At 68.6% G+C, this 23,309-nt stretch carries 18 protein-coding genes; 14 read left to right on the plus strand and 4 right to left on the minus strand.

Annotated features, from left to right (window positions below; translation table 11 throughout):
- The first annotated feature begins 102 nt into the window (after positions 1-102).
- From ACPXBU_RS29800 to ACPXBU_RS29810, 3 genes are all read left to right on the plus strand, one after another.
- Positions 103-612 (plus strand): SigE family RNA polymerase sigma factor, encoded by a 510-nt coding sequence (locus ACPXBU_RS29800; RefSeq protein ID WP_393373683.1) that lies wholly within the window; start codon positions 103-105, stop codon positions 610-612.
- On the plus strand, positions 609-1,451 hold the full coding sequence (locus tag ACPXBU_RS29805) for a hypothetical protein (protein ID WP_425760729.1): 843 nt from the start codon (positions 609-611) through the stop codon (positions 1,449-1,451). Before ACPXBU_RS29800 ends, ACPXBU_RS29805 begins: the two co-directional genes overlap by 4 nt.
- A gap of 163 nt (positions 1,452-1,614) precedes the next feature.
- On the plus strand, positions 1,615-2,220 hold the full coding sequence (locus ACPXBU_RS29810) for a hypothetical protein (protein WP_425760730.1): 606 nt from the start codon (positions 1,615-1,617) through the stop codon (positions 2,218-2,220).
- 162 nt (positions 2,221-2,382) lie between these two features.
- On the opposite strand, the gene eccCa is transcribed toward ACPXBU_RS29810, so the two are convergent.
- A complete protein-coding gene (gene eccCa, locus ACPXBU_RS29815) occupies positions 2,383-6,405 on the minus strand; it encodes a type VII secretion protein EccCa (protein ID WP_425760731.1) in 4,023 nt (1,340 codons plus the stop codon).
- Between the two features lie 116 nt (positions 6,406-6,521).
- Here eccCa and eccD point away from each other — a divergent pair, with 116 nt between their 5' ends.
- Positions 6,522-7,844 carry a type VII secretion integral membrane protein EccD gene (gene eccD / locus ACPXBU_RS29820; protein ID WP_425760732.1) on the plus strand — a complete coding sequence of 441 codons (1,323 nt, stop codon included), beginning with the start codon at positions 6,522-6,524 and terminating at the stop codon, positions 7,842-7,844.
- 25 nt (positions 7,845-7,869) lie between these two features.
- Here the strand turns inward: eccD and ACPXBU_RS29825 are convergent, their stop codons facing one another.
- The 3 genes from ACPXBU_RS29825 to ACPXBU_RS29835 are packed head-to-tail and all read right to left on the minus strand — an operon-like array spanning position 7,870 to position 9,291.
- Positions 7,870-8,220: a hypothetical protein gene (locus tag ACPXBU_RS29825; RefSeq protein WP_425760733.1), complete on the minus strand. Its 351-nt coding sequence runs from the start codon at positions 8,218-8,220 to the stop codon at positions 7,870-7,872.
- A 47-nt stretch (positions 8,221-8,267) separates the two neighbouring features.
- Positions 8,268-8,987 (minus strand): hypothetical protein, encoded by a 720-nt coding sequence (locus ACPXBU_RS29830; RefSeq protein WP_425760734.1) that lies wholly within the window; start codon positions 8,985-8,987, stop codon positions 8,268-8,270.
- Positions 8,988-8,997: 10 nt separating this feature from the next.
- Positions 8,998-9,291 carry a hypothetical protein gene (locus tag ACPXBU_RS29835; RefSeq protein WP_393373666.1) on the minus strand — a complete coding sequence of 98 codons (294 nt, stop codon included), beginning with the start codon at positions 9,289-9,291 and terminating at the stop codon, positions 8,998-9,000.
- 60 nt (positions 9,292-9,351) lie between these two features.
- Between ACPXBU_RS29835 and ACPXBU_RS29840 the strand changes: the two genes are divergently transcribed.
- From ACPXBU_RS29840 to ACPXBU_RS29885, 10 genes are all read left to right on the plus strand, one after another.
- Positions 9,352-10,212, plus strand: a complete 861-nt coding sequence (locus ACPXBU_RS29840) for a hypothetical protein (RefSeq protein ID WP_425760735.1) — start codon at positions 9,352-9,354, stop codon at positions 10,210-10,212.
- Between the two features lie 66 nt (positions 10,213-10,278).
- Positions 10,279-10,614 carry a WXG100 family type VII secretion target gene (locus ACPXBU_RS29845; protein WP_355032311.1) on the plus strand — a complete coding sequence of 112 codons (336 nt, stop codon included), beginning with the start codon at positions 10,279-10,281 and terminating at the stop codon, positions 10,612-10,614.
- 19 nt (positions 10,615-10,633) lie between these two features.
- A complete protein-coding gene (locus ACPXBU_RS29850; protein ID WP_393373663.1) occupies positions 10,634-10,927 on the plus strand; it encodes a WXG100 family type VII secretion target in 294 nt (97 codons plus the stop codon).
- A gap of 143 nt (positions 10,928-11,070) precedes the next feature.
- Complete coding sequence (locus ACPXBU_RS29855; protein WP_425760736.1) at positions 11,071-11,637, plus strand: putative T7SS-secreted protein; 567 nt, start codon at positions 11,071-11,073, stop codon at positions 11,635-11,637.
- Positions 11,631-15,587: a DUF6531 domain-containing protein gene (locus ACPXBU_RS29860; protein WP_425760737.1), complete on the plus strand. Its 3,957-nt coding sequence runs from the start codon at positions 11,631-11,633 to the stop codon at positions 15,585-15,587. Before ACPXBU_RS29855 ends, ACPXBU_RS29860 begins: the two co-directional genes overlap by 7 nt.
- On the plus strand, positions 15,587-16,150 hold the full coding sequence (locus tag ACPXBU_RS29865) for a hypothetical protein (RefSeq protein WP_425760738.1): 564 nt from the start codon (positions 15,587-15,589) through the stop codon (positions 16,148-16,150). The genes ACPXBU_RS29860 and ACPXBU_RS29865 overlap by 1 nt, the downstream gene beginning before the upstream one ends.
- Positions 16,151-16,305: 155 nt before the next feature.
- Positions 16,306-16,950: a hypothetical protein gene (locus tag ACPXBU_RS29870; protein ID WP_425760739.1), complete on the plus strand. Its 645-nt coding sequence runs from the start codon at positions 16,306-16,308 to the stop codon at positions 16,948-16,950.
- Between the two features lie 206 nt (positions 16,951-17,156).
- Positions 17,157-17,693 carry a hypothetical protein gene (locus tag ACPXBU_RS29875; RefSeq protein WP_425760740.1) on the plus strand — a complete coding sequence of 179 codons (537 nt, stop codon included), beginning with the start codon at positions 17,157-17,159 and terminating at the stop codon, positions 17,691-17,693.
- 337 nt (positions 17,694-18,030) lie between these two features.
- Entirely contained in the window at positions 18,031-22,590 is a 4,560-nt protein-coding gene (locus tag ACPXBU_RS29880; protein WP_425760741.1) for a DUF6531 domain-containing protein, read from the plus strand.
- Between the two features lie 80 nt (positions 22,591-22,670).
- Complete coding sequence (locus tag ACPXBU_RS29885) at positions 22,671-23,123, plus strand: hypothetical protein (protein WP_425760742.1); 453 nt, start codon at positions 22,671-22,673, stop codon at positions 23,121-23,123.
- Positions 23,124-23,309 lie beyond the last annotated feature (186 nt).

Here is a 23,309-nt window from a genome sequence, read left to right on the forward strand (position 1 = left end):
GACGCCGTTCGGCGTTGATCCCTTGAGACGTACACGAGTTGCGGAGCAACCCCGCGGGGCAGACCTCGCGTGTCTATCTCGAAACGGGGATCGGAGGCCTGAATGAGCGATCGCGACGAGGCGTTCGCCGAGTACTTCGCGGCACGGTCCGCTGCCATGCGCGCCACGGCGTACCTGCTGTGCGGCGACTGGCACCGTGCGGAAGACCTGGTGCAGACCACGTTCGTCAAGCTCTACCGGGTCTGGCACCGGATCTCGCGGCACGAGGTGCTCGACAGCTACGTCCGCCAGATCCTGGTCCGGACCTTCCTCGACGAGCGGCGTCGCGGCTGGTGGCGGCGTGAACGGGTGGGGAGCGAGGACGCCGAGCAGGCGGCCGTTCCGGACTCGCCGGAGAGTCGGCTGGTGCTGCTCGAGGCCCTGGCCCGCGTCGCACCGCGCCAACGGGCCGTGCTGGTCCTCCGCTACTGGGAGGACCAATCGATCGAGGACGTCGCCGCGCTGCTGGAGTGCTCTCCAGGGACGGTGAAGAGCCAGGCGGCACGCGGGCTCGACACCCTGCGTGGCCTCCTGGCACCCACCTACAGCGGGACCGAGATGGGGGAGCGATGAACGGACAAGAGTTGCGCGACGCGTTGCGCAGCGAGATGGCGAGCACCACCCCGCCACCACCACTGAGTACGGCAGCCACGCTCGGCAGGGCGCGACGGGCACGTTTTCGCCGCCGAGCAACGTGCGCGTCGCTCGGATCGGCGGCCGTGGTGTTGGCGGTCGCCGGCTTCGCGGCCGTCGGCGGTCCGGGAGACCCGGTCTACCAACCGGCGGGCGGAGGGTTCCCCCTCTCCGCGGATGCGTCGACGGACACCAAGGAGCCGTGGCCGACCGGGCCGGACGGTCAACCGCAGGAGGACCGGACGGCACGGGCCGGATCCCAGTACGACCGGGGGGTCCGACTGCTCAACGAAGTCGTCGCCGTCGTGCCCGCCGGCTACACCGCACCAGAGGATCCGGCCGACCAGCACGCCGACCAGCGGACGTTGCGGACCCACCAGGCGCAGTTCGAGGAGAAGGTGAACGGCGTCGACAGGTGGAGTTACCTGACCTCGGTCGCCGTGGCCCGAGGCACCGGTACCGGGCGGGTGATCGTCGAGGTCCACGATGCCGGCAACCGGTTGCCGACCGAGCCGTGCGCCCTGGCCCGCGACTTCTGGGGCATGCGGGGCGAATGCCAGGTCGAGACCGTCGGAGCGGCGCAGGTAGGCGTGGTGGTCCGACCGGGCAGCGACGACCGGCTCGACCAGTGGTCGGCGTACCGGCACCCGGACGGCGTGGTGGTCTACGTGGCGCAGGGCGCGAACCTCGACGAGACCCGGCCGTCGTTGAAGGAGTTGCCGTTCTCCGTACGGCAGTTGGCGACCCTCGCGGTCGACGAACGGTTCCACCTGCGCTGACCCGTTCCCCGCCCCGGGTTCCGGCCCGGGCGGGGACGGCCGCGCGCCGCGTCCTGCTCGGCCCTCCTGCCGCTCGGCCGGCGCCGCACCCTAGCTCGCGCGGGGGAGGTGGTTGGTCCTCACCGGGGATCATCTGCCGTCGTCGCCGGTAAAGAATTTGGATATGGCGATCACGTTCTGGCATGCGGCCCCGGCCAGCAGCGACACCGAGCAACCCGTCCCACGGTGGGCGCTCCGTACCGCCTACGCGCTCCCCTGGCTGCTGCTTCCCTCATGCCTGTGGAGGTTGCCGTTTGCCTTTTCCTTCGACATGGGTCAGCTCGACGACGCACCCGTGTCTCCGTTGTGGATCTCTGTCCCGTATGTCATCGGACTCAGTGTGCTCACCGAGTTGCTGGCGCTGCTCAGCATCGGTCTGGTGCGCGGCTGGGGCGAGGTGGTCCCGACCTGGATCCCGGTCATTGGCGGCAGACGTGTGCCGTCCATGGCGACGGTTGTCCCTGCCGTGCTCGGAGGGCTGCTCCTGACCACGGTCTCGGTCTGGATGGCGCTCACCTGGGCCGGTGTGTCCGACGGCGTGGCGTACGAGAACGGCTGGTGGCAGGCGCTGGCCATGGTGTGCATCAGCCCGATAGGGCTCTGGGGTCCGATAGTGCTCGCCCTGACCTACGCCTACCACGTGCGCCGTCGCCCTGCCCGCGGTTCGGGGATGCCTGGGCTTGACCCGCTTCCTCAGCATCGGCGCCGATCGGGCCGTGGGGACCGGTGAGCGGCCGGTAGACGCCGCAGCCGACGTGTCCGGCTACGGTCCCGGACGAGATCGCCGAACGCAACCGCACGTACGAGATCCCGGACTACGCACCGGACCTGTTGCTGATCGGGGACGACGGCGGCGGGTTCCGGCCCGGGCGGGACGACCGATAGCCGCGTTCTACTCGACGTACGCCAACTGCACCAGGGTGGTGCGCCGGCCCCGACGCACCAGCCGCCCCCGGCCGGGGGGTTGCACGGAGAGGTGGGCCTGCGGCCAGAGTTGGCCCTCCTGCCGCTCGCCGGAGAGCAGCAGCCCGGCGCAGCCGACCTCCTTCATCCGCTGCGGCACCGGCTCGTGGACGGCCCGGCCCGCGCCGCCGCTGCGCCGAGTCAGCACCAGGTGGAAGCCGAGGTCCTTCGACTGCGGCAGGAACTCCAGGAACGGGCCCAACGGGCCGGCGCCGCCGGTGGGCAGCAGGTCGTAGTCGTCGCAGAGCACCACGATCTCCGGCCCCTTCCACCAGGACCGACTCCGGAGCTGGTCGACGGTCAGGGTGTCCGGGGGCAGCCGATCGTGGAATACCGTGGCGAGATTCTGCACCAGGCCCTGGGCGGCCTTGGCGGTGCCGGCGTACGCGCCGAGATACGCCTCGGGCACCGCGTCCAACATGGTGCGCCGCAGGTCGATGACCGCGAAGACCAACTGCTCGTCGGTGAACTGCGCGGTCAGGTCCCGGACCAGCAGGCGGAGCAACGACGTCTTGCCGCTCGCCGAGTCGCCGAAGACGAGCAGGTGCGGGTCGGTGCCGAACAGGTCGAGCATCGTGGGTCGCAGCTCCGCCTCGTCGAGCCCGAGCCGGACCCGCCCGTCGGCGGGCAGCCCGGTGGCCACCTCCCCGTACCCGATCATGGTGGGTAGCATCCGGATGGCCGGCGCCGACGGGCCGGTCCAGGCCGTCGCCACCCGGGACACCAGATCGTCGAGCCCCTTCGGCAGGGTGGTCACGTCGTCGCTGCCGTCGATGCGGGGCAGCGCGATGTGCGCGGTCAGCGCGTCCTGGGTCAGGCAGCGGCCCGGGGTGTCGGCGCGCAGGTTCTCGGCGGCCTGCCGCTTGATCGTCGAGTCCAGCGGGTCGTTCAACCGGAACTCGATCTTCGAGCCGATCACCGCCTGGAGCTGCATCCGCAGGTCCGACCACCGACCGGCGGTCAACACCAGGTGTACGGCATACCCGAGCCCCCGGGAGCCGATGTCCTGGACGAGATCGGCGAGATCCTCGAACTCCGTCTTCAGCACCGGATAGTTGTCGATCACCAGCACGACGTCGGCGGCGGCCAACTCGGGCAGCCGGCCCTCCCGGTGCATCCGCCGCATCGTGTCGATCGAGTCGATGCCGTGTGCGGCGAAAAGCTCCTCCCGTTCGGTCATCAACATGCTGACCTCGGTCACCGTCCGCCGAATCCGGTCCGGGTCCAGCCGGCCGGCCACCCCACCGACGTGCGGCAGCCCGGCCAGCGCGTTCAGCGCGCCACCGCCGACATCGACGCAGTAGAACGCGATGTCCTGCGGCGTGTGGGTCAGCGCGGCGCCGGCCACCAGGCTGCGCAGCAACGTCGACTTACCGGTCTGCGGCGCGCCGAGCACACAGACGTGCCCACCCGCGCCGGAGATGTCCAGCACGAACGGTTCCTGTTTCTGCTCGGTGGGCCGATCGAGCAGGCCGAGCGGAATCCGCAGCCGCCCGCGACGCTCCACCGGGGCCACCAGGCCGTACGCCGGATCGGTCTCCAGCGGGCCGACGACGGAGTCCAGCGGCAGCGCGGCCGGCAGCGGCGGCAGCCAGATCCGGTGCGCCTGCCGCCCGTGCTCGCGCAACCGGTCGACCACGACGTCCAGGGTGCTCGGCGCCGAGACGCTCTCGTCCGCCTCCGCCGACTCCTCGGTCGTCAACGGCTTCGGCAGGTGCCGGGCCACGTTGTACATCAGGAAGACCGTCGGGTCGGGTGCGGCGTCCACCACCTCCTCGCCGGCCGGCGGCCGGTACGTGCCGGACACGTACGCCGCCTTGAACCGCTCGAAGACCGTGGTGTCGACCTTCAGGTAGCCCGATCCGGGCAGCGGCGGCAGCCGGTACGCGTCGGGCACCCCCAGCACGGTGCGGCTCTCCTGCTCGTTGAAGGTGCGCAACCCCAGCCGGTACGACAGGAACGACTCCAACCCGCGCAGTCGGCCCTCCTCCAGCCGCTGCGAGGCGAGCATCTGGTGGATGCCGATCGACCGGCCGATCCGGCCGATCGCGATGAACAGCTCGATGAAGTCCGGTTTGGCGGTCAGCAGCTCGCTGAACTCGTCGATGATCACCATCAGGTTGGGCAGCGGCGGCAACGGCCGGCCCGCGTCCCGCCGCCTGTTGTACTCGGTGATGTTGGCCAGTTGCCCGGCGTCGAGCAGGATCTGCTGGCGGCGCTTCATCTCCCCCTGGATCGCGTCGTGCAGCCGATCCACCAGACCGGAGTCGTCGGACAGGTTCGAGATCATCGCCGAGGTGTGCGGCAGATGTTCCAACCCGGCGAAGGTCGCGCCGCCCTTGTAGTCGACAAGCACCAGGCTGAGCCGCTCGGGCGGGTGGGTCATCGCCAGGGTGAGCACCAGCGTCCGCAGGACCTCGGACTTGCCGGAGCCGGTCGCGCCGACGCAGAGCCCGTGCGGGCCCATGCCGCCCAACGCGGCCTCCTTGATGTCCAGGTGCACCGGGTTGCCGTCCGTGCCCACCCCGAACGGCACCGTGAGGAAGTCCGAGAGCATCCGGGGCGCCCACAGCGACCGCACGTCGTAGCTCGCCTCGTCCACGATGCCGAGCAGCCCACGCAGGTCGACTGTCGACTCCAGCGGCGCGTCCTCCACCAGGTCGGCCACCAGCCGCAGCGGCGAGACCCGCCGGGCCAGCATCTCCATCTCCGCCAGGTCGAGCTTGTCGACAGTCCCGGCGGGTGCGCCGCGCAACCGCTCACGCTCGGCCAGGATCACCTGCGCCCGAGTGTCCTTGACCTTGCGCAGATCCTGCACGGTGACCTGGTCACCCTCGCAGAGCACCCGGACGTCCACGTGGGACGGCTCGTGCTGCCGGTCGTCGACGAGCACCACCACCGCCATGCCCAGGTCGTCGGGGGCGAGACCGGCTTCGAGGTGACCGAGTGGGTCGGCTCGCCCGGCGGAGATCTGGTCGACCACGACGACCAACCGGCTGCCCCGGAACCGGTGCTGCGGATCGCCCAGTCGCCGGGCCCGGGCGACCTCACCGACGCGCCGGGACAGCTCCGCGGTGAGCAGCGACGCCAGTGCCATCGGCTCCGCGGCCACCAGCCGCTGCGGGGCCGGGCCGTCGTACTCGCTCGGGTGCAGGCAGTGCGGGAGCCACTTCAGCCAGTCGAACTCCGGGCCGGCGGTGCCGCCGAGCAGCCACGCGAGGCGCACGTCGTCCGGAGCGTGCAGGGTGGCGAGCTGCGCCACCAGCACCCGCACCAGGTTGCGGGTGTCGGCCGGGCTGCCGACCACCGAGACGACACCGGTGACCGGCACCGCGACCGGCATGCCGTCGAGCAGTCGGTCCCGGTCCACGACCAGCCGGGCGGCGGCCAGGGTGACCGGGTCCAGATCGACCATCGGGTTGTTCTCGTCGGCCTGGAGGGTGACCCGGCGCCAGAGGCGATCCTGACCGTGCCCGACCCGCAGCACCAGGAAGTCCGGGTCGGCCAGCCGTCGCTCCCACCGCCGGTGCGGGTCCCGGAGCAGGTCCGGCAGCACCTCCGGTGCGGGGTGCCGATGCTGGGCCGCGGCCCGCTGGGTGACGGCGTCCGCCCGGATCTGGTCGCGGATCCGGTCGATGTACTCCAGGTACCGCTGCCGTTGTCGGGCGAAACGGCGGGCCGCGCCGGTGCGCTGGGTGACGTACGCGGCGATCCCGCCGAACACCGTGGCGACGAGCATGCCGAGCCCGGCGATCATCATGATCGGGTTTTGGTTGGCCATCATCATGAGCAACATGCCGGCCCCGCCCATGATCGGGAGGAAGACCTGCATGACGCCCGCGAACCCACCGCCGCCGTCGGGCACCGCCGGTGGTGAGACCACGTCGAGCGCGGTCGGCTCCGGCTCCGTTGGTGGGACCCGGGCCGGTCGGTGAATCACCCGCTGCGTCATCGCGACCCCCTCCGGGCCGAACCGATCAGTGCCTCGGCCGGGTTACCGGTAGTGCTCCGACTGCCTACAGTAGTACCGGTCGGCACACTGGGCCGACCGTGCGGGGACGGAGGGTCATGGCAACCCGATTCACCCGAGTGACAGTGGTGGCCGGCGGGCGAAGCCTCGATATCAGCCTGCCGGCGGCCCGGCCGGTGCTGGAGTTCGTGCCGCAGGTGTGCGAGCTGCTCTCGCTCACGCCCGAGGCCGCCGGGCGTTGGAAACTGTCCACCGTGGCCGCCGGCGGGTTGGACCCACGCCGCTCCCTGGACGAGGCCGGCATCATCGACGCCGAGACGCTCTACCTGACCCCGCCCGAGCAGGCGCCCCTGCCGCCGTTCGTCGACGACGTGGTGGACGAGGTGCAGACCACCCTGGACGGTGACGGCAGCGAATGGCGGGACACCGCACGGATGACGGGCAGCGCGGCACTGGCCGGTGTCGTGGTGCTGATCCTCACGTACGCGCTCACCACCATGCCGGTGCCGGTGGCCGCGGCTCCGGCCATGCTGTTCGCGGTGGCCGCCCTGACGGTGCTGGCCGGGCGCCTGCTGGGCGCGCCCGGAGGCACGCTCCTGATCACCGCTGCCGCGCCGGCCTGGCTGGTCGCCGGCTTCGCGGTGGCCCGAGCGGCCGGTTGGCCCGAGCCGGCCTGGTTCACCGCCGGCGCCCTCGGTGCGGGTCTCGGCGCTGCCCTGTTCGTCCTGGCCGGCGAGCGTTGGTATGGCGTGGCCGCCGGCGGGCTCGCGGTGACGGTGCTCGGCGGGCTCGGCACCACACTGCTCGTCGCCGGGCTCGACCCGCAGCAGGCGGCGGCCGTGGGGTCTGTCGTGGTCGTCTTCGCGGTGGGTCTGGCGCCGCAGCTCGCGCTCAGCTCGGCCCGTCTCGTCGATCTGCTGCGCCGGCAGGAGGAGAGCCAGTGGGTCGGCCGGCACCTGGTCGCGGCGGCGGTCCGCCGAGGCCAGAGCGTGCTGTCCGGTGCCCTGGTCGGCGTCGCGCTGGCCGCCACCGCCGCCTCCGTCGTGCTGTTGACCGGGCCGGCCGGCGTCGGCGTGGTGCTCGGTGCGGTGCTGGGCCTGGTGTTCGCGCTGCGGTCGCGGGTCTTCACCCGCTTCGGTCAGGTGCTGCCCATGCTCGTCCCACCGGTGACGGCGGCCACCGTCGCGGTGCTCGGTGCCGTCCGCCTCACCGATGCCGACGAGGCGGTGCGTGCCTGGTTGGCAGTGGTCGGTGTCCTGGTGGTGGTGGGCGCGGTGCTCTGGGCCGGCCGTCCCCGGTTGGACGACGTCGGCGCGGCCCGACTGCGACAGCTCCTCGACCTGGCGGAGGTGCTCGCGGTGGTCAGCCTCGCGCCGCTGGTGATCGCGGTCTTCGGGGGCTTCGACTGGGCGGCCCGCTGAGCCGAGGGCCGACCGCATCCGCTGATCAGCCGATCAGCGCGGTGCGGGACACGATCGTCGTGGTCTCCCCGGGCCGGTCCGCCGGTCCTGCCGGTCGCACGAGGAACGAACGTGGCGCGTCCGACGCCGGCTGCGTGGCGGCGGGCGGGGCCAGCCCTCGCTTCTGGCGCTGCTGGGCAAGGAGGCCACCGATACTTGTGATCGCCCAGACGGCGATCAGCAGCAGGGCGCCGACGACCAGGCTCGCGATCACCGTCGCGTAGGGACGGCGCAGATCACGTGGGCCGCGCCGGGACCCGTGCAGGAGCGCGGCCTTGGCCGTGGCGGTACGCAGCGCGTGCGCCTCGACCACCACCCGGTCCCGGCCGTCAGCCACGGCCCAACCCAGCCCGGTCGCCGGTGGTCGTCGCGACCGACCGGCCGTCAGTCATTGTCGTGCGCCCGCTCGGCCTGGCCGGCGCGCTGGGCCTGGTCGGCCCGGTAGGCCTCATTGGCGGCCGCTACGTCGTCCGGGTCGGCGGGCTTGATGCTCTGGGCCACCGCCACGATCACGTCGGCGAGCACCTGCTCCATCTCGGGGTGCGGTGTCGCGGCACTGAGCAGGGCCGTCCAGGTGGTGCCGGGCAGCGGCAGGAACAGTTGCAACACCATCGAACGGACCCGGGTCAGGCCGCCCGGCGGCACCGTGGACGCGACGTCGCGGTGCAGCACTCCCGGCCCGGTCGGAGTCTCGACCTCCTCCGTCGTGCCGGTGCGCGGCAGCGTCTGCCGGACCAGGGCGAGGCCGGCCGGCTGGGGCGCCGAGTTGAACCAGCCCAGGTGCAGCCCGGCGCTGCCGACCGCACCAGTGGACATCCGCCCCAGCTGCACCAGGCTCAGCGACGCGCCGGCACGTTGGCAGTCGGCGACGAGCTGCTCCACGAACTGGAGCACCTCCCGGCGCTCGGCGGCGCGCAGCCGTTGCCCGAAGAACCGGTCGTCGACCATCCGGGCGGCGCTGCGCTGCCAGGACTCCGGATTGGTGTCGAGCAGCGCCCAGTCTGAGGGGACCCCGATGAACCACGGGAAGTCCGGGTGCGGGGCATGGGGGTTGAGCTTCAGATCGTGGGCGGGCAGCGGATCGAGCATGGAGACGTCGCTCATGCGGCACCCCCTACGATTCGGTGGGGCGCAGCGCGGCGGCGGTCTGGGTGTCGAAGTCGGCGACCATCTTGCCGATCGCGCTGGAGAGCCCGCCCCACTCGCCGATGTTGTTCATCAACTCGAGCAGGCTGGTCTTCCATTCGTCCCGAAAATCGGAGATCGCACCCTGGATATCGGCATGATCATCGGTCAGGCCGTCGCAGTCGACCACCCCGCGATGATCCGTCTCCAACTGGTCGGCAAGGGTGGTCAAATTTCCACCTAGGCTCACCAGCGTCGCGTAAGGATACTGAACGTACGTCATCCCGCCTCCCCGTCATCGCTCACCAAGGCTAACAACTCACGTCTATACCGGGGGACCCCGATGACCGAGTACCGACAGATCGGCCGGACGATGGTGCGCGCCCTCGACCCCCGGATCACCGCACGGCTGAGGGTCGAGCGGGAGCGCGACGAGATTCTCTCCGCCCGGCTCCGGCCAGGCGTGATCGCCGTGGTCGGGCCGGGCTCGGGCACCGGCCGGTCGACCGTCGCGGCGCTGGTGACCTCGGCGCTGGCCCGCCACCAGGGCACCGGGGTGCTCGCCGTGGACACCGGCCACGGTGGTGGCCTGCACGCCCGGCTGGCGATCCGGGCCGGTGGGTCCACCGAGGTGGTGCTGGCCGGTCTCGGCCTGCGGGGCGCCACCGCTGGTCGCCGGCCGGCGGTGGGTCACCGCTGGCTGCGGGAGCGCCTCGCGCTGGCCGAGCGGGCGATGCTGTTGGCCGGCCCCCCGGGCGACGTCGAACCCCCGGTGACGGCAGCCGAGTACGGCACGGTCTCGGCCACCCTCAGCCGTTGGTTTCCCGTACGTGTCGTCGACACCCCGCCGCTGACCGACGATCCGGTCGTGCCGGCGGTGCTGACCCGGGCCGACCGGGTGGTGCTCGTGGCCCCGAACGACGAGCGCGGCTCCCGGTTGCTTGCCGACTGCCGGTCGTGGATCGCCCCCCTGCTGCGTGAGCCGCTCGACCGGGTCGGCGTCCAGGTGTTGGTCGGCCAGGACCCCCAGCCCGGCGTCGCCGCGGTCGAGCAGTCGCCCGGCGATCTCCCGACCTTCGTCCTGCCGTTCGACCCGGCGCTGCGGACGCCCGACGCGCTGCGCTGGGCTGATCTCGCGAGCAGCACGCAGGAGATCATTCTCGACGTTGCCGCGCAGACTGTGCGAGATATGCGACTCGGGTAGCGCGGAAAGGTCGTTGCGTGTCTATGTTCGAATGACTGTGGGTCGAATCTACGGGAGGGGCTTCGGATGGGTGCGAAGTTTTCGATCACCGACAATGCGGTCAACCAACACTCGTCAAACCTAGACACGTCGGTCGCCGCGCTCAACAGCCAGGCGCGATCGTTCATCAGCGCGATCGAGCCGCTGCCGGCGGTCTGGAAGGGATCCGCCTACCAGAGCTGGGACCAGCTGACTCAGCGGTGGAACACGGCGATGGCCGATCTCAACAAGGCCTTGACCGACATCACGAGCCGGGTTGGTTCGGCGGGGCAGCTCTACGACACCTACCACTCGGAGCAGACCAGCCAGTTGCAGTCGACCATGGGGTCGGCCAACTGGGACAGCGCGAAGTTCCGGGGCTGACGGGAAGGTTACGGGGATCATGGGTGACGTCTTCAGTTACGACGAGTCGACCGCCGGGTCGGCGCAGGGCGACATTGCTTCGGTCGCCAACGGGGTCCAGGCAAGTCTCGATGATCTGACCAACTTCGTCACCCGGGTCAAGGCCAACTGGGAGGGCGACGAGATGGAGATCTACAACGGTATCCAGTTGCAGTGGAACACTGCGGCGGACACCGTGAAGCAGATCCTCGACTCGGTGAAGGGTGCCCTGGGTCAAACCACGACGTCCGTGCAGGAGATGCGCGGTCAGGTGCGGGGGACTCTGCAGGGCTGATCCATTCGTGCGACCGCGTCCGGGCCTCGATCGAGACCCGGACGCGGTCTCGTGGTCCGTGGTGCCGAGCGGGTGGTTGTCCCGTGTCGGGTGCTGCGAGGGATACGAGCTTGTTGGCGTGGACACGGGGAGGTCCTGGCGCGATGGCTGAGTTTCCGGCGCATTTGTTCAGGATGGATGGTGATCCGTCGGCGGTTCGGTCGTCGGCGTCGCGGTGGCAGGGTTTTGGGTCGGCGGCGTCGCAGGCGGCGGGGCAGATCACGGGTTTGGATACGAGTCAGTTCGTGGGTCCGGAGGGTGATTTGTTCCGGGAGGGGCTCAATGCCCAGATGCCGGGGCATTTGCGGGTCACGGGTGATGCGTTCGGCAGGGTGTCGACCGGGCTGACGGCGTTCGCGGGGTCGTTGTCGTCGTTGCAGGATCGGATGCGTCCGTTGGCGCAGCGTGCGCCGGGTTTGTGGGCGGCGTTGCAGGCGGCGCGGGGGCGGGCTGATCGGGCGCAGCAGGCTGATGAGCGTCATGAGCAGGAGGTCGCCGACCGGCCGCCGGAGGAGGCTGCGGCTGCGGCGCCGGATGCGTATCGCTCGGATGCGGGGGCTGCGGGTTCGGCGTTGTCGCAGGCGCAGCGGGACTGGGACGAGTGTGTGGGCCAGGCGGGTGCGTTGCGGGGTGAGTTGGCACGGCGGTGCGGGACTGTGTGCGGGTGGTGAATGATGCGAAGGGTTTGCGGTTCAAGGAGAATCCGAAGTGGTGGGATCTGAAGGGTCAGTTCACCAACTTCGTGCGGGACAATCAGGAGTTGTTGGCGCAACTCTCGGGGGCGTTGAAGATCGTCTCGCTGGTCGCGGGGTTGTTGTCGTTCATTCCGATTCTCGCGCCGATCATGGGTCCGATCGCGATCGCTGCGGGTGCGGCGGCTCTGTTGATCGACGCGTCGCTGTACGCGGCGACGGGTAAGGGCAGTCTCACCAGTTTGTTGATCGATACGGTGCTGACAGTCGTGCCCATCGGTCGGCTGGCGATGCTCGGCAGACCGGTGTTGGCCCTGGCCAAGCGGGGATTGCCGACCCTCGCCAGGGGCCTTCCCAGGGTGCGCGCGGCGTTGCCGAGGATGCCTCGTCCGAGCATTCCGCTGGGGTTGCGTAAGTGCGCGGGTGACCCGATCGACGTGGCCAGCGGCGAGGTCGTGCTGGCCCAGACCGACGTTGAGCTGCCCGGCCTGCTGCCGCTGGTGCTGAACCGTAGTCACGTGTCCTCGTATCGGGTTGGTCGGTGTTTTGGGTCGTCTTGGGCGTCGACGCTTGATCAGCGGGTCGAGGTCGACGACGAGGGGGTCTGTTTCGTCGCCGAGGACGGCATGGTCCTCACCTACCCGACGCCTGCGGATGGCGGCGGGCAGGTCCTGCCGGAGGCGGGTCCCCGTTGGCCGCTCACCCGGACCGCCGACGGCTATCGCGTCGACCAGCCGGAGACCGGGCGTGCCCTGCACTTCGAGGTGGTGCCCGACGTCGAGGCAGTACCGGACTTTCGGGCGGTGCCGGACTTGCAGGCGGCGCCCGACCAGCCCGAGTCCGAGCCGGAGGGCGATGGCGGCCCCGTTCGGGTGCTACCCCTGACAGCCGTGACCGACCGTAACGGTCACCGGATCGACCTGGACTGGCGCGACGGTGTGGTCACCGAGGTTCGGCACAGCGGTGGGTACCGGATCGCTGTCGACACCCTGCACGGTCAGGTCGCGGCGCTGAGTCTGCTCGACGCGGAGTCCTCCGGTGAGGCCCGGACTCTGGTGCGGTTCGGCTATGACGAGGCCGGTCACCTCGCCGAGGTGATCAACTCATCGGGGCTGCCGCTGCGGTTCGGCTACGACGACGACGGCCGGTTGGCCCACTGGCAGGACCGTAATGGGCAGGAGTACCACTACACCTACGACGAGCAGGGCCGTTGTGTGGCCGCGACCGGCTCGGGTGGTTTCCTCTCCGCGCGGCTGCATTACAACCCGGCTGACCGGAAGACCGCCGTAGAGGACTCGCTCGGCCACACCACCGTCTACGAGCTGACCGAGCGCGGTCACACGCATCGGGTTACCGACCCGTTGGGGAACGTGACAGCGTTCACCTTGGATCGGTTTGATCGCAAGCTGTCCGAGACCGATGCTCTCGGGCGAATCACTCGTTGGTCCTACGATGACGACGGCAATCTGGTCGAGGTCACCCGCCCGGATGACAGCCGGGTGTCCGTGTCGTACAACGACTTGCGCCAACCGGTCGTGGTCGCCGACGTCGACGCAGCGGTCTGGCGGCGTGAGTACGACGAGCGCGGCAACCTGACCATGGTCACCGACCCGGCCGGCGCGGCTACCCACTACCGCTACGACGATTCCGGTCACCTCAGCGAGGTAATCGACGCGCTCGGCAATACCCTGGTGGTGGCCACCGATCCGGCCGGGTTGATCAGCCAGGTTACCGAGCCCACTGGAGCGGTGACGACCTACCGGCGGGATCGGGCTGGGCGGGTCGCGGAGGTGATCGATCCGCTCGGTGGCAGCACCCATCTCGGCTGGACGGTCGAGGGACGGCTGGCATGGCGGCGTGGCCCGGGCGGGGTGAGTGAGGAGTGGACCTACGACCCGGAAGGCAACCTGGTCAGCCACACCGACCAGACCGGGGCGACCACCGAGTTCGAGATCGGGCCCTTCGACCTGCCGGTGACACGTACCGGGCGGGACGGCTCCCGGCTTGCCTTCGATTACGACGCCGAGTTGCGGCTCACCTCGGTCACCAATCCGCAAGGGCTCGTCTGGCGTTACGACTACGACCCTGCCGGGCGGCTGGCAACCGAGACTGACTTCAACGGTAGGACGCAGACCTATACGCACGACGCCGCCGGTCAGATGGTGGCGTGGACCAATGGCGCCGGGCAGACCATCGAGCTTGTCCGCGACCTGCTGGGCAACGTCGTCGAGAAGCGCACCGCCGAAGGTGTCACCACCTTCGAGTACGACCCGGCCGGCCGGCTGCTGCACGCCACCTCACCCGCGGTCGATCTCCGCTTCGAGCGGGATCCGGTGGGCCGGGTGCTCGCCGAGATCCGCGACGGTCAGACCGTCACCTCGGCCTACGATGCCCTCGGGCGGCAGACGCAGCGACGCACCCCCCAGGGGGTCGAGAGTGTCTGGGAGTACGACGCCGGTCACCTGCCGGTGGCGCTGCACACCGGCGGTGCGACGGTCCGCTTCACCCACGATGTGGCCGGTCGGGAGACCCGGCGGGCAGTCGGCAGTCTGGCTCTGACCCAGAGCTGGGACGCCAATCACCGGCTGCTCTCCCAGATCCTCACCGCGAGTCCCGCGGGGCCAGCCGCGGTGCCGGACCTGGTTGCCCAGCGGGCCTACCGGTATCGCGCCGACGGCTACCTCACCGACATCGCCGACCAGCTCAGCGGCGAGCGGAAGTTGGAGCTGGACCGAGCCGGCCGGATCACCGCCGTCCAGGCCGGCGACTGGACCGAGCGGTATGTCTATGACGAGGCCGGCAACATCGCCACTGCTACCTGGCCCGGCTCACACGGTGACGGCGCGGCTCGTGGCGAGCGGGAGTACAAGGGCACCCTGATCCGCCGTGCCGGTGATGTGCGCTACGAGCACGACAACGCCGGTCGGGTCACGCTGCGGCAGCTCAAGCAACGGTCGGCCAAGCCCTTGACCTGGCGCTACACCTGGGACAGCGAGGACCGACTGGTCGCGGTCACGACACCGGACGGCATCCGTTGGCGCTACCGGTACGACGCCCTCGGTCGCCGGGTCGCCAAGCAGCGCCTCGATGACGACGGTGGTGTGGTCGAGCAGGTCGACTTCGCCTGGGACGGCCCACGCCTGATCGAGCAGACCCACCGCGGCGACGACGGCGACCGGACCAGCACCTGGGAGTACGCCCCGGACACGTTCACCCCGATCAGCCAGACCGACGGCCCAGGCGATCAGGACGAGGTCGACCGCCGCTTCTACGCGATCGTGACCGACCTGGTGGGGGCGCCCACCGAGCTGGTCAGCCCGGACGGCGATGTCGCCTGGCAGCAGCGGACGACAATCTGGGGGATTCCGACTCACGTCAGCACTGCGGGGGTCGACTGCCCGCTGCGCTTCCCCGGGCAGATCCATGACCCGGAGAGCGGCACCTCGTACAACTATCACCGGTACTACGACCCCGATACAGCTCGCTACGTGTCGACGGATCCTATCGGCCTCGAAGCTGGTCCCAACCCGCACGCCTATGTGATAAACCCGCTCGGCTGGCTCGACCCACTTGGACTCATAGGCTGTCTGACCCAGATGGCGGCGACCGGTGGCCGGGCGGCGGATAGCGCGAAGGCAGCCAAGACGGGGCTAACTCATGCCGGCAGAAAATATCAACAACACATGATGCAGGGCGACCTTCCGCACCTGCCCTCGCAGTCGCCAAAAATCCTGAACCAAGCTGGCCAGGGGATGCTCGAAAAAGTATTGAAGGATCCTCTTGCGAGCGTGGTGCCGGCTGGTCTCAAGACCAACTTCCCTGGCGGGTATCATGTCGTCAGTAACATCGTTTCACCCGGCGGTGACGGCTTCATCTCGGCGTTCTTCGACGCAAACAACGTATTCCAGTTCTTTGGAAAGATTAGTTGATGAGCATGGCTTTGGTGCAGCGCGAGGACAAGACCCGAATCGACGAGTTGTCTGCGGCGGTAGCGGCACGTCGATTCCGGGGTGTCACCTACTTCGTTCCGCCCGGGCTGGAGTGGGTGGAGGAGGACTCGCCTGCCGGTGCGGTTCATGTCGCCGACATGGGTGTCTCACTTCGTTTTGACGATCTTAGGTTCAACGTGGCGTGGTCGATGAACGGGTTCAATGAAGGTCTGGCCGTCGCCACCGACCCGGTGGATCCGCTGTTTTTTGGCAGGTCGGCCGTCGCGGTCGATGCCAGCGCCATTCCTCCTTGGCCGTCCCGGTTGGGACACGCCGTCGAGGGCATTTCATGGGCGTGGCACCAGCCGGGCGATGACTGTCCAGAGCTGCTGTGGGCGGTGCGATTCGATTTCGGTGTTACCGGGTCTGCGGTCATCGCACTTGGCGAAGTCGACGATGGAAAACCCCGATATATGCCGGACTCGCTACTCGTCCTGTTTGACGAGAATCTCGCCAGGTCCTACGTCATTCCGGCCGGAGAGAGTTCGTCGTGGGGAGCGTGAACGGCTAGCCGGGATGGCGCTTCTTCGGAACCAGGCCCGCCGCGCATCGTCTCGAGAACTGTTGAACGTCGCTGTACCGCGGGACGTGGCCCAGAAGACAATCGATAACGCGAACACGTGTTTCAACAGCATCGAGGCCATCAGGGGAGCTTTCCGTGGAGGACGATCGCAAGGCGATCTCCCAACGGGTCGAGGCGCAGTTGGGCGTCCGGCCGCCGGTGGGCCTGCTTGACGTGTGGACCGGCGTGCGGCCGGTGGACGAAGGCGACGTCTACGTCTACGGTCCCGACGAGATCGCCGAACGCAACCTCGCGTACGAGGTTTCGGAAGCCGCTCCGGGTCTGCTGCTGATCGGCAGCGACGGTGGGGGAGACGGCTTGTTCGTCGCGACAAACGACCGCGATCCCGAGGTCTTCCTTATCGGTCTCGGGGCGGTGGGCACGTCCGACGGCAGGCGCGCTGGTCGGTTGTCGGTACTGGTAGCGGAGGGCTTCCGCTCGATCGATTCGACGGAGGACGCCAGGCCTGAGGCAGCGGACGGCCCGATCGACGTCCTGGTCACCCGTCGTCCCGGTGTGAAGGCAGTGGTGGAGATGCGCAAGCTGTTCCACCTCTCCCTGCCGATCAGCGCATTCACCGCTGCGGACGCCGAATTCCCGATGGTGCTGTTGACCGAGGTCTACAACGCCAAGTACGGAGAGGCCATTAACCAGGTAAACCTGCGCTACCGGTGCTTGGCCGTTCGCTCACACGTCGGCGCGCAGCGGTCCCGGCGGCCTACTCAGATAGCGAAACTGTGACTGACGTAATGGTCAAAGTTCGTCGCATGTCTATGATCGGATGACTGTGGGACGACTCCATCGGAGTCGTTCTGGTCAGTGGTGCCGAGCGGGTGGTCGTCCTGTGTCGGGTTCATCGATGGGTTCAGGCTTTTTGGCGTGGACACGGGGAGGTCCGGGCGCGAGGGCTGACGCCTTTGGAATCGACCATCTGGCCAGGATGGCCGATGGGCCAGCATCCTCCCAAATTTCGATTCGGACTGGTGAAGGCTGGGTTCACTATGGCACTTGAGTGGAGTATCGAAGGTGGGCGACCTTTGGACCCGCAGAGCCTCGTCGAGCAGGTAGGAAAGATGCTTGAGATGCTGGCCGATACAGCGGTTATTGTGCATCTCGAACAGGACGTCCAGATGGGTTCCGAGCCGGCGGAGGGCGGCCCGGAATTCTCCTTTGTTCTGAAGTCTGAGATAGCTGGAAAATTGTCCAGCGTCGAGTTGGTGCAACTCGGCTCCGATTCTTCGAGTGGCACCTGCATAGGGTATGTCACCGCGAACCGGGACGGAGGCTCCGTAGCGCTCGGGGTGGTCGTCGCCGCACACTGGAATATGGCTGCCGGTGGCGACCTCTCGGGCACCGGTCTGGGTGGCAAGCGACTCTCGCCCGAAGAGTCGGAAGGGCTGCTTGCTGATCTTTTTTATGGTGCTACCTGGGAAGATAGGGCCGAGCGGGCAGCGGGCCGGCTCGGGTGTGGCCAGGTGACCTGAACGGTCCTTCCCGAATGAGGGGCCCGGCTGTTCGACCACGCCGTGGCCTCTAGGCCGGCGCTGCCTCCGGCCGGTCTGGCCTGTCCCGTCCTCCCGTCGCCGGCCGATTCGGCGGTGCGGGCCGCTGCGCAGATTGTGCAAATAAGCGACCGAAGCAGTGATCAAAGTTCGGTGCACGTCTATGTTCGGACCGTAGTCGATTACCAGGGATGGCTCCACGTCAGGTGACTCGCGGACGCATCGCCGTGGTGCCGGGCGGTTAGCTGTCCCGCGCTGAGGCGTTGTGCGAGCTACGGATACGAGCTTGTTGGCGTGGACACGGGGAGGTCCTGGCGCGATGGCTGAGTTTCCGGCGCATTTGTTCAAGATGGATGGTGATCCGTCGGCGGTTCGGTCGTCGGCGTCGCGGTGGCAGGGTTTTGGGTCGGCGGCGTCGCAGGCGGCGGGGCAGATCACGGGTTTGGATACGAGTCAGTTCGTGGGTCCGGAGGGTGATTTGTTCCGGGAGGGGCTCAATGCCCAGATGCCGGGGCATTTGCGGGTCACGGGTGATGCGTTCGGCAAGGTGTCGACCGGGCTGACGGCGTTCGCGGGGTCGTTGTCGTCGTTGCAGGATCGGATGCGTCCGTTGGCGCAGCGTGCGCCGGGTTTGTGGGCGGCGTTGCAGGCGGCGCGGGGGCGGGCTGATCGGGCGAGGCAGGCTGATGAGCGTCATGAGCGGGAGGTCGCCGATCGGCCGCCGGAGGAGGCTGCGGCTGCGGTGCCGGATGCGTATCGCTCGGATGCGGGGGCGGCGGGTTCGGCGTTGTCGCAGGCGCAGCGGGACTGGGACGAGTGTGTGGGCCAGGCGGGTGCCCTGCGGGGTGAGTTGGCCACGGCGGTGCGTGACTGTGTGCGGGTGGTGAATGATGCGAAGGGGTTGCGGTTCAAGGAGAATCCGAAGTGGTGGGATCTGAAGGGTCAGTTCACCAACTTCGTGCGGGACAACCAGGAGTTGTTGGCGCAGCTGTCGGGTGCGTTGAAGATCGTGTCGCTGGTCGCGGGGTTGTTGTCGTTCATTCCGATTCTTGCGCCGATCATGGGTCCGATCGCGATCGCTGCGGGTGCGGCGGCTCTGTTGATCGACGCGTCGCTGTATGCGGCGACGGGTAAGGGCAGTCTCACCAGTTTGTTGATCGATACGGTGCTGACGGTCGTGCCTATCGGTCGGCTCGCGATGCTCGGCAGACCGGTGTTGGCCCTGGCCAAGCGTGGATTGCCGACCCTCGCCAGGGGCCTTCCCAGGGTGCGCGCGGCGTTGCCGAGGATGCCTCGTCCGAGCATCCCGCTGGGCTTGCGTCGGTGCGCGGGTGATCCGATCGACGTGGCCAGCGGTGAGGTGGTGCTGGCCCAGACCGATGTGGAGCTGCCGGGCCTGCTCGCGCTCGTCCTGAGGCGGAGTCATCTGTCGTCGTACCGGATCGGTCGGTGTTTTGGGCCTTCTTGGGCGTCGACGCTTGATCAGCGGGTCGAGGTCGACGACGAGGGCATCTGCTTCGTCACCGAAGACGGCATGGTCCTCACCTACTCGACTCCCGCCGGTGTCGGGGCGCAGAGCATGCCGGAGACCGGTCCCCGCTGGCCGCTCACCTCGACCGCGGCCGGCTACCGTGTCGACCAGCCGGAGATCGGCCGAGCGCTGCATTTCCACGTGGTGCCGGACGTCCAGGCGGTGCCGGACCACCCAGAGTCGGAAGGCGAGGGCGAGGATCGTCCCGTTCGGGTGTTGCCGCTGGTTGCCGTCAGCGACCGCAACGGTCATCGGATCGACCTGGACTGGCGCGACGGTGCGGTCACCGACGTTCGACACAGTGGTGGGTATCGGATCGCCGTCGACACCCTGCACGGTCAGGTCGCGGCGCTGAGCCTGCTCGACGCGGAACCCTCCGGTGAGGCCCGGACTCTGGTGCGGTTCGGCTACGACGAGGCCGGTCACCTCGCCGAGGTCATCAACGCATCGGGCATCCCGCTGCGGTTCGGCTACGACGACGACGGTCGCTTGACCCACTGGCAGGACCGCAACGGGCAGGAGTACCACTACACCTACGACGAGCAGGGACGCTGCGTGGCCGCGACCGGCTCGGGTGGTTTCCTCTCCGCGCGGCTGCAGTACGACCCGGTCGGTCGGCAGACCGCTGTGAGCGACTCACTGGGTCACACGACCATCTACGAGCTGACCGATCGCGGCCAGACCCGACGAATCAGCGACCCGCTGGGCAACGTCACGGCCTTCACCTGGGATCGGTTCGATCGGAAGCTGACCGAGACCGATGCCCTGGAGCGGACGACTCGTTATTCCTACGATGACGATGGCAACCTGGTCGAGGTCACCCGCCCGGACGGCGCGCGGGCGACCGCCATCTACGACGAACTGCGTCAGCCGGTGGTCATCACAGGTGTCGACGGTGCGGTCTCGCGACGTGAGTACGACGAGCGCGGCAACCTGACCATGGTCACCGACCCGAGCGGCGCTTCCACCCTCTACCGCCACGACGAGGCAGGCCACCTCGCCGAGGTGACCGATGCGCTCGGCAACACCCTGGCAGTGACCACCGATCCGACCGGGCTGATCAGCCAGCTCAGCGAACCCAACGGCGCGGTGACCACCTATCGCCGTGACGTGGCGGGCCAGATTACCCAGGTGATCGACCCGGTCGGTGGCGTCACCCACCTCGGCTGGACCGTCGAGGGGCAGCTCGCCTGGCGGCGGAGCCCGGACGGGGCGAGCGAGGAGTGGACGTACGACCCGGAAGGCAACCTGGTCACCTACACCGACCAGACCGGGGCGACCACCGAGTTCGAGATCGGCCACTTCGACCTGCCGGTCGCGCGTATCGGGCCGGACGGCGGCCGGTTGACCTTCGACTACGACACCGAGTTGCGCCTGACCACGGTCACGAACCCGCAGGGGCTCACCTGGAGCTACGACTACGACCCGGCCGGGCGCCTGGTGGCCGAGACCGACTTCAACGGCCGCGTACAGACGTACTCCTACGATGCCGCCGGCCAACTCGTCACCCGGAGCAGCGGTGCCGGGCGAAGCATCGAGTTGATCCGCGATCCGCTGGGCAACATCGTCGAGAAGCGCACCGCCGAGGGCATCACCACCTTCGAGTACGACCCGGTCGGCCGGTTGCTGCACGCCACCTCACCCGAGGTTGATCTTCGCTTCGAGCGGGATCCGCTGGGTCGGGTGCTCGCCGAGATCCGAGACGGCCAAGAGGTCAGGTCGTCCTACGATGCACTCGGCCGCCGGACGCTCCGGCGTACCCCATCAGGGGTCGAGAGTGCCTGGGAGTACGACGCCGGCCACCAGCCCGCGGCTCTGCGCACCGGCGGCGCGACGGTCAGCTTCACCCACGATGCCGCCGGCCGGGAGACCCGCAGGGCAGTCGGCGGTCTTGCCCTGACCCAGAGTTGGGACGCCAACCACAGGCTGCTCTCCCAAATCCTCGTCACCAGCCCGGAGAGTCCGACGGGCGTGCCAGAGCTCCTCGCGCACCGGGCCTACCGGTACCGTGCCGACGGCTACCTGACCGACATCGCCGACCAGCTCACCGGCGAGCGCCGGCTGGAGGTGGACCGGTCCGGCCGGATCACCGCCGTCCAGGCCGCCGACTGGACCGAGCGGTACGCCTACGACGAGGCCGGAAACGTCGCCGATGCCGAGTGGCCCGGCGCCGCCGGCGGACGTGGCAGCGCCGGAGGCGAGCGGGAGTACGCCGGCACCCTGATTCGTCGGGCCGGGGACGTGCGGTACGAGCATGACGACGCTGGCCGCGTGACGCTGCGGCAGGTCAAGCAGCGTTCCACCAAGCCCTTGACCTGGCGCTACACCTGGGACAGCGAAGACCGGCTGACGGGAGTGACGACGCCGGATGGCACCCGCTGGCGCTACCGGTACGACGCGCTCGGTCGCCGGGTCGCCAAGCAGCGCCTCGACTCCGACGGCGGCGTGGTCGAGGAGGTCGACTTCACCTGGGACGGCCCGCGTCTGATCGAGCAGACCCACCGCGGCGCGGGCGAGGAACGGACCAGCACCTGGGAGTACGCCCCGGGCACGTTCACGCCCATCACCCAGACCGACGCGCACGCCGACCAGGACGAGGTCGACCGCCGCTTCTATGCGATCGTGACCGACCTGGTTGGCACGCCCATGGAGTTGGTCAGCCCGGATGGCGACGTCGCCTGGCAGCAGCGGACCACCATCTGGGGCATCCCGACCCACGTCAGCGCCACCGGCGTCGACTGCCCGTTGCGGTTCCCCGGGCAGATCCATGACCCGGAAACCGGCGCTTCGTACAACCACCACCGCTACTACGACCCCGAGGCGGCGCAATACCTCTCGACCGACAAACTGGGGATCAGCGGAGGCCTCAACCCGCAGAGTTATGTCTCCAACCCGGTGCAGTGGGCCGATCCCTTGGGTCTTGCGCCCTGCCCCGTCTACAGCAATGTCGTCAATGGTAGGGCGGGCCCTGCCTATGCACAGGTTTCTCCCCAGACGCTGATTGATGCGGCGGCCGGCAGGATCGGCAGCGAAGCGCCACGAAGGTTGCGCCCGGCAGGCTTCCTTGGAGGTGCGGGCGGTCATTCTCGCGGCCACTTGATCGGTAGGCGGTTTGGCGGAGACGGCACGGACATTCGAAACGTAGTCACACAGAGTGAGGCTCTGAACAATGGGCCGATTAATGAGGTGGAAAAGAGGATAGCCGAGCACGTAACCAGTAGCCAGAATAACGTTGTTATGAGCGTTACTCCGGTGTACGAAAATGGTGGGGTCGTGCCTAGTCATGTAATCATCGAAGCCGTCGACGATTTCGGGTGGTCGCTGTATGAAAAGGTGCGCAATATATAGGATATCTGGTGAGTAGGCTGCCGGACCTTCTCGCCCTGTGTCCTCCTCCGCCTGCCGTGGAGCCATCCCATCGTGCGACGGTGGATGAGGGCGTCGAGCTGCCCCTCAGCCACCGGCAGATGGTTGCGACCTATGGGGCGGGCTGTTTCGACGAGTTCTTGTGGATCTACGGCGAGGGTGTCGAGCGAGAAGCACTGAATATCGAGAAGGGCACCCAGGAGGCCCGATCATTCTTGAGTAACGGCCTTCCAGAGCCCCTTGAGGAGTACCTGTCGAGCCTTCGCATCGCTCCGGGTCAGCTCGTGCGGTGGGGTGGGACCGATAACGCCGATGTCCTCATGTGGATTCCGACGGGGCCGGTGGACGATTGGCCGACTCTCGTATTGGAGGCCCGGCAGCTGAGATTCTCGATCGTTCACCTCGAAACCCCAAGTGTGGTCTTCGAGCTGCTGACGAAGTCCCTGCAAATCCCGTTCTTTCCTCCGGATTTTCCCAGCAGCAATCCCCAGTTCAGCCCCGACCCCTACGCGTGATCCAGGGTCGCTGCGCAGCCTGCCGGCAGTCGCTCGCCCCACCCCTGTCCGCGCCGTCGACCCCGCGCGGCCATCGGGTTCGCCAGCCGCTGGTCGTTCGCGGCTGCCGTTGCCTCCGGTAGACGACCACCACCGGGCCGTACCGCCGCTGGGAGCGGGAGCGTCGATCGACGTCCTGTTCGCCGA

It is taken from the genome of Micromonospora sp. DT231, assembly GCF_049847025.1.
Classification (GTDB): Bacteria; Actinomycetota; Actinomycetes; order Mycobacteriales; family Micromonosporaceae; genus Micromonospora.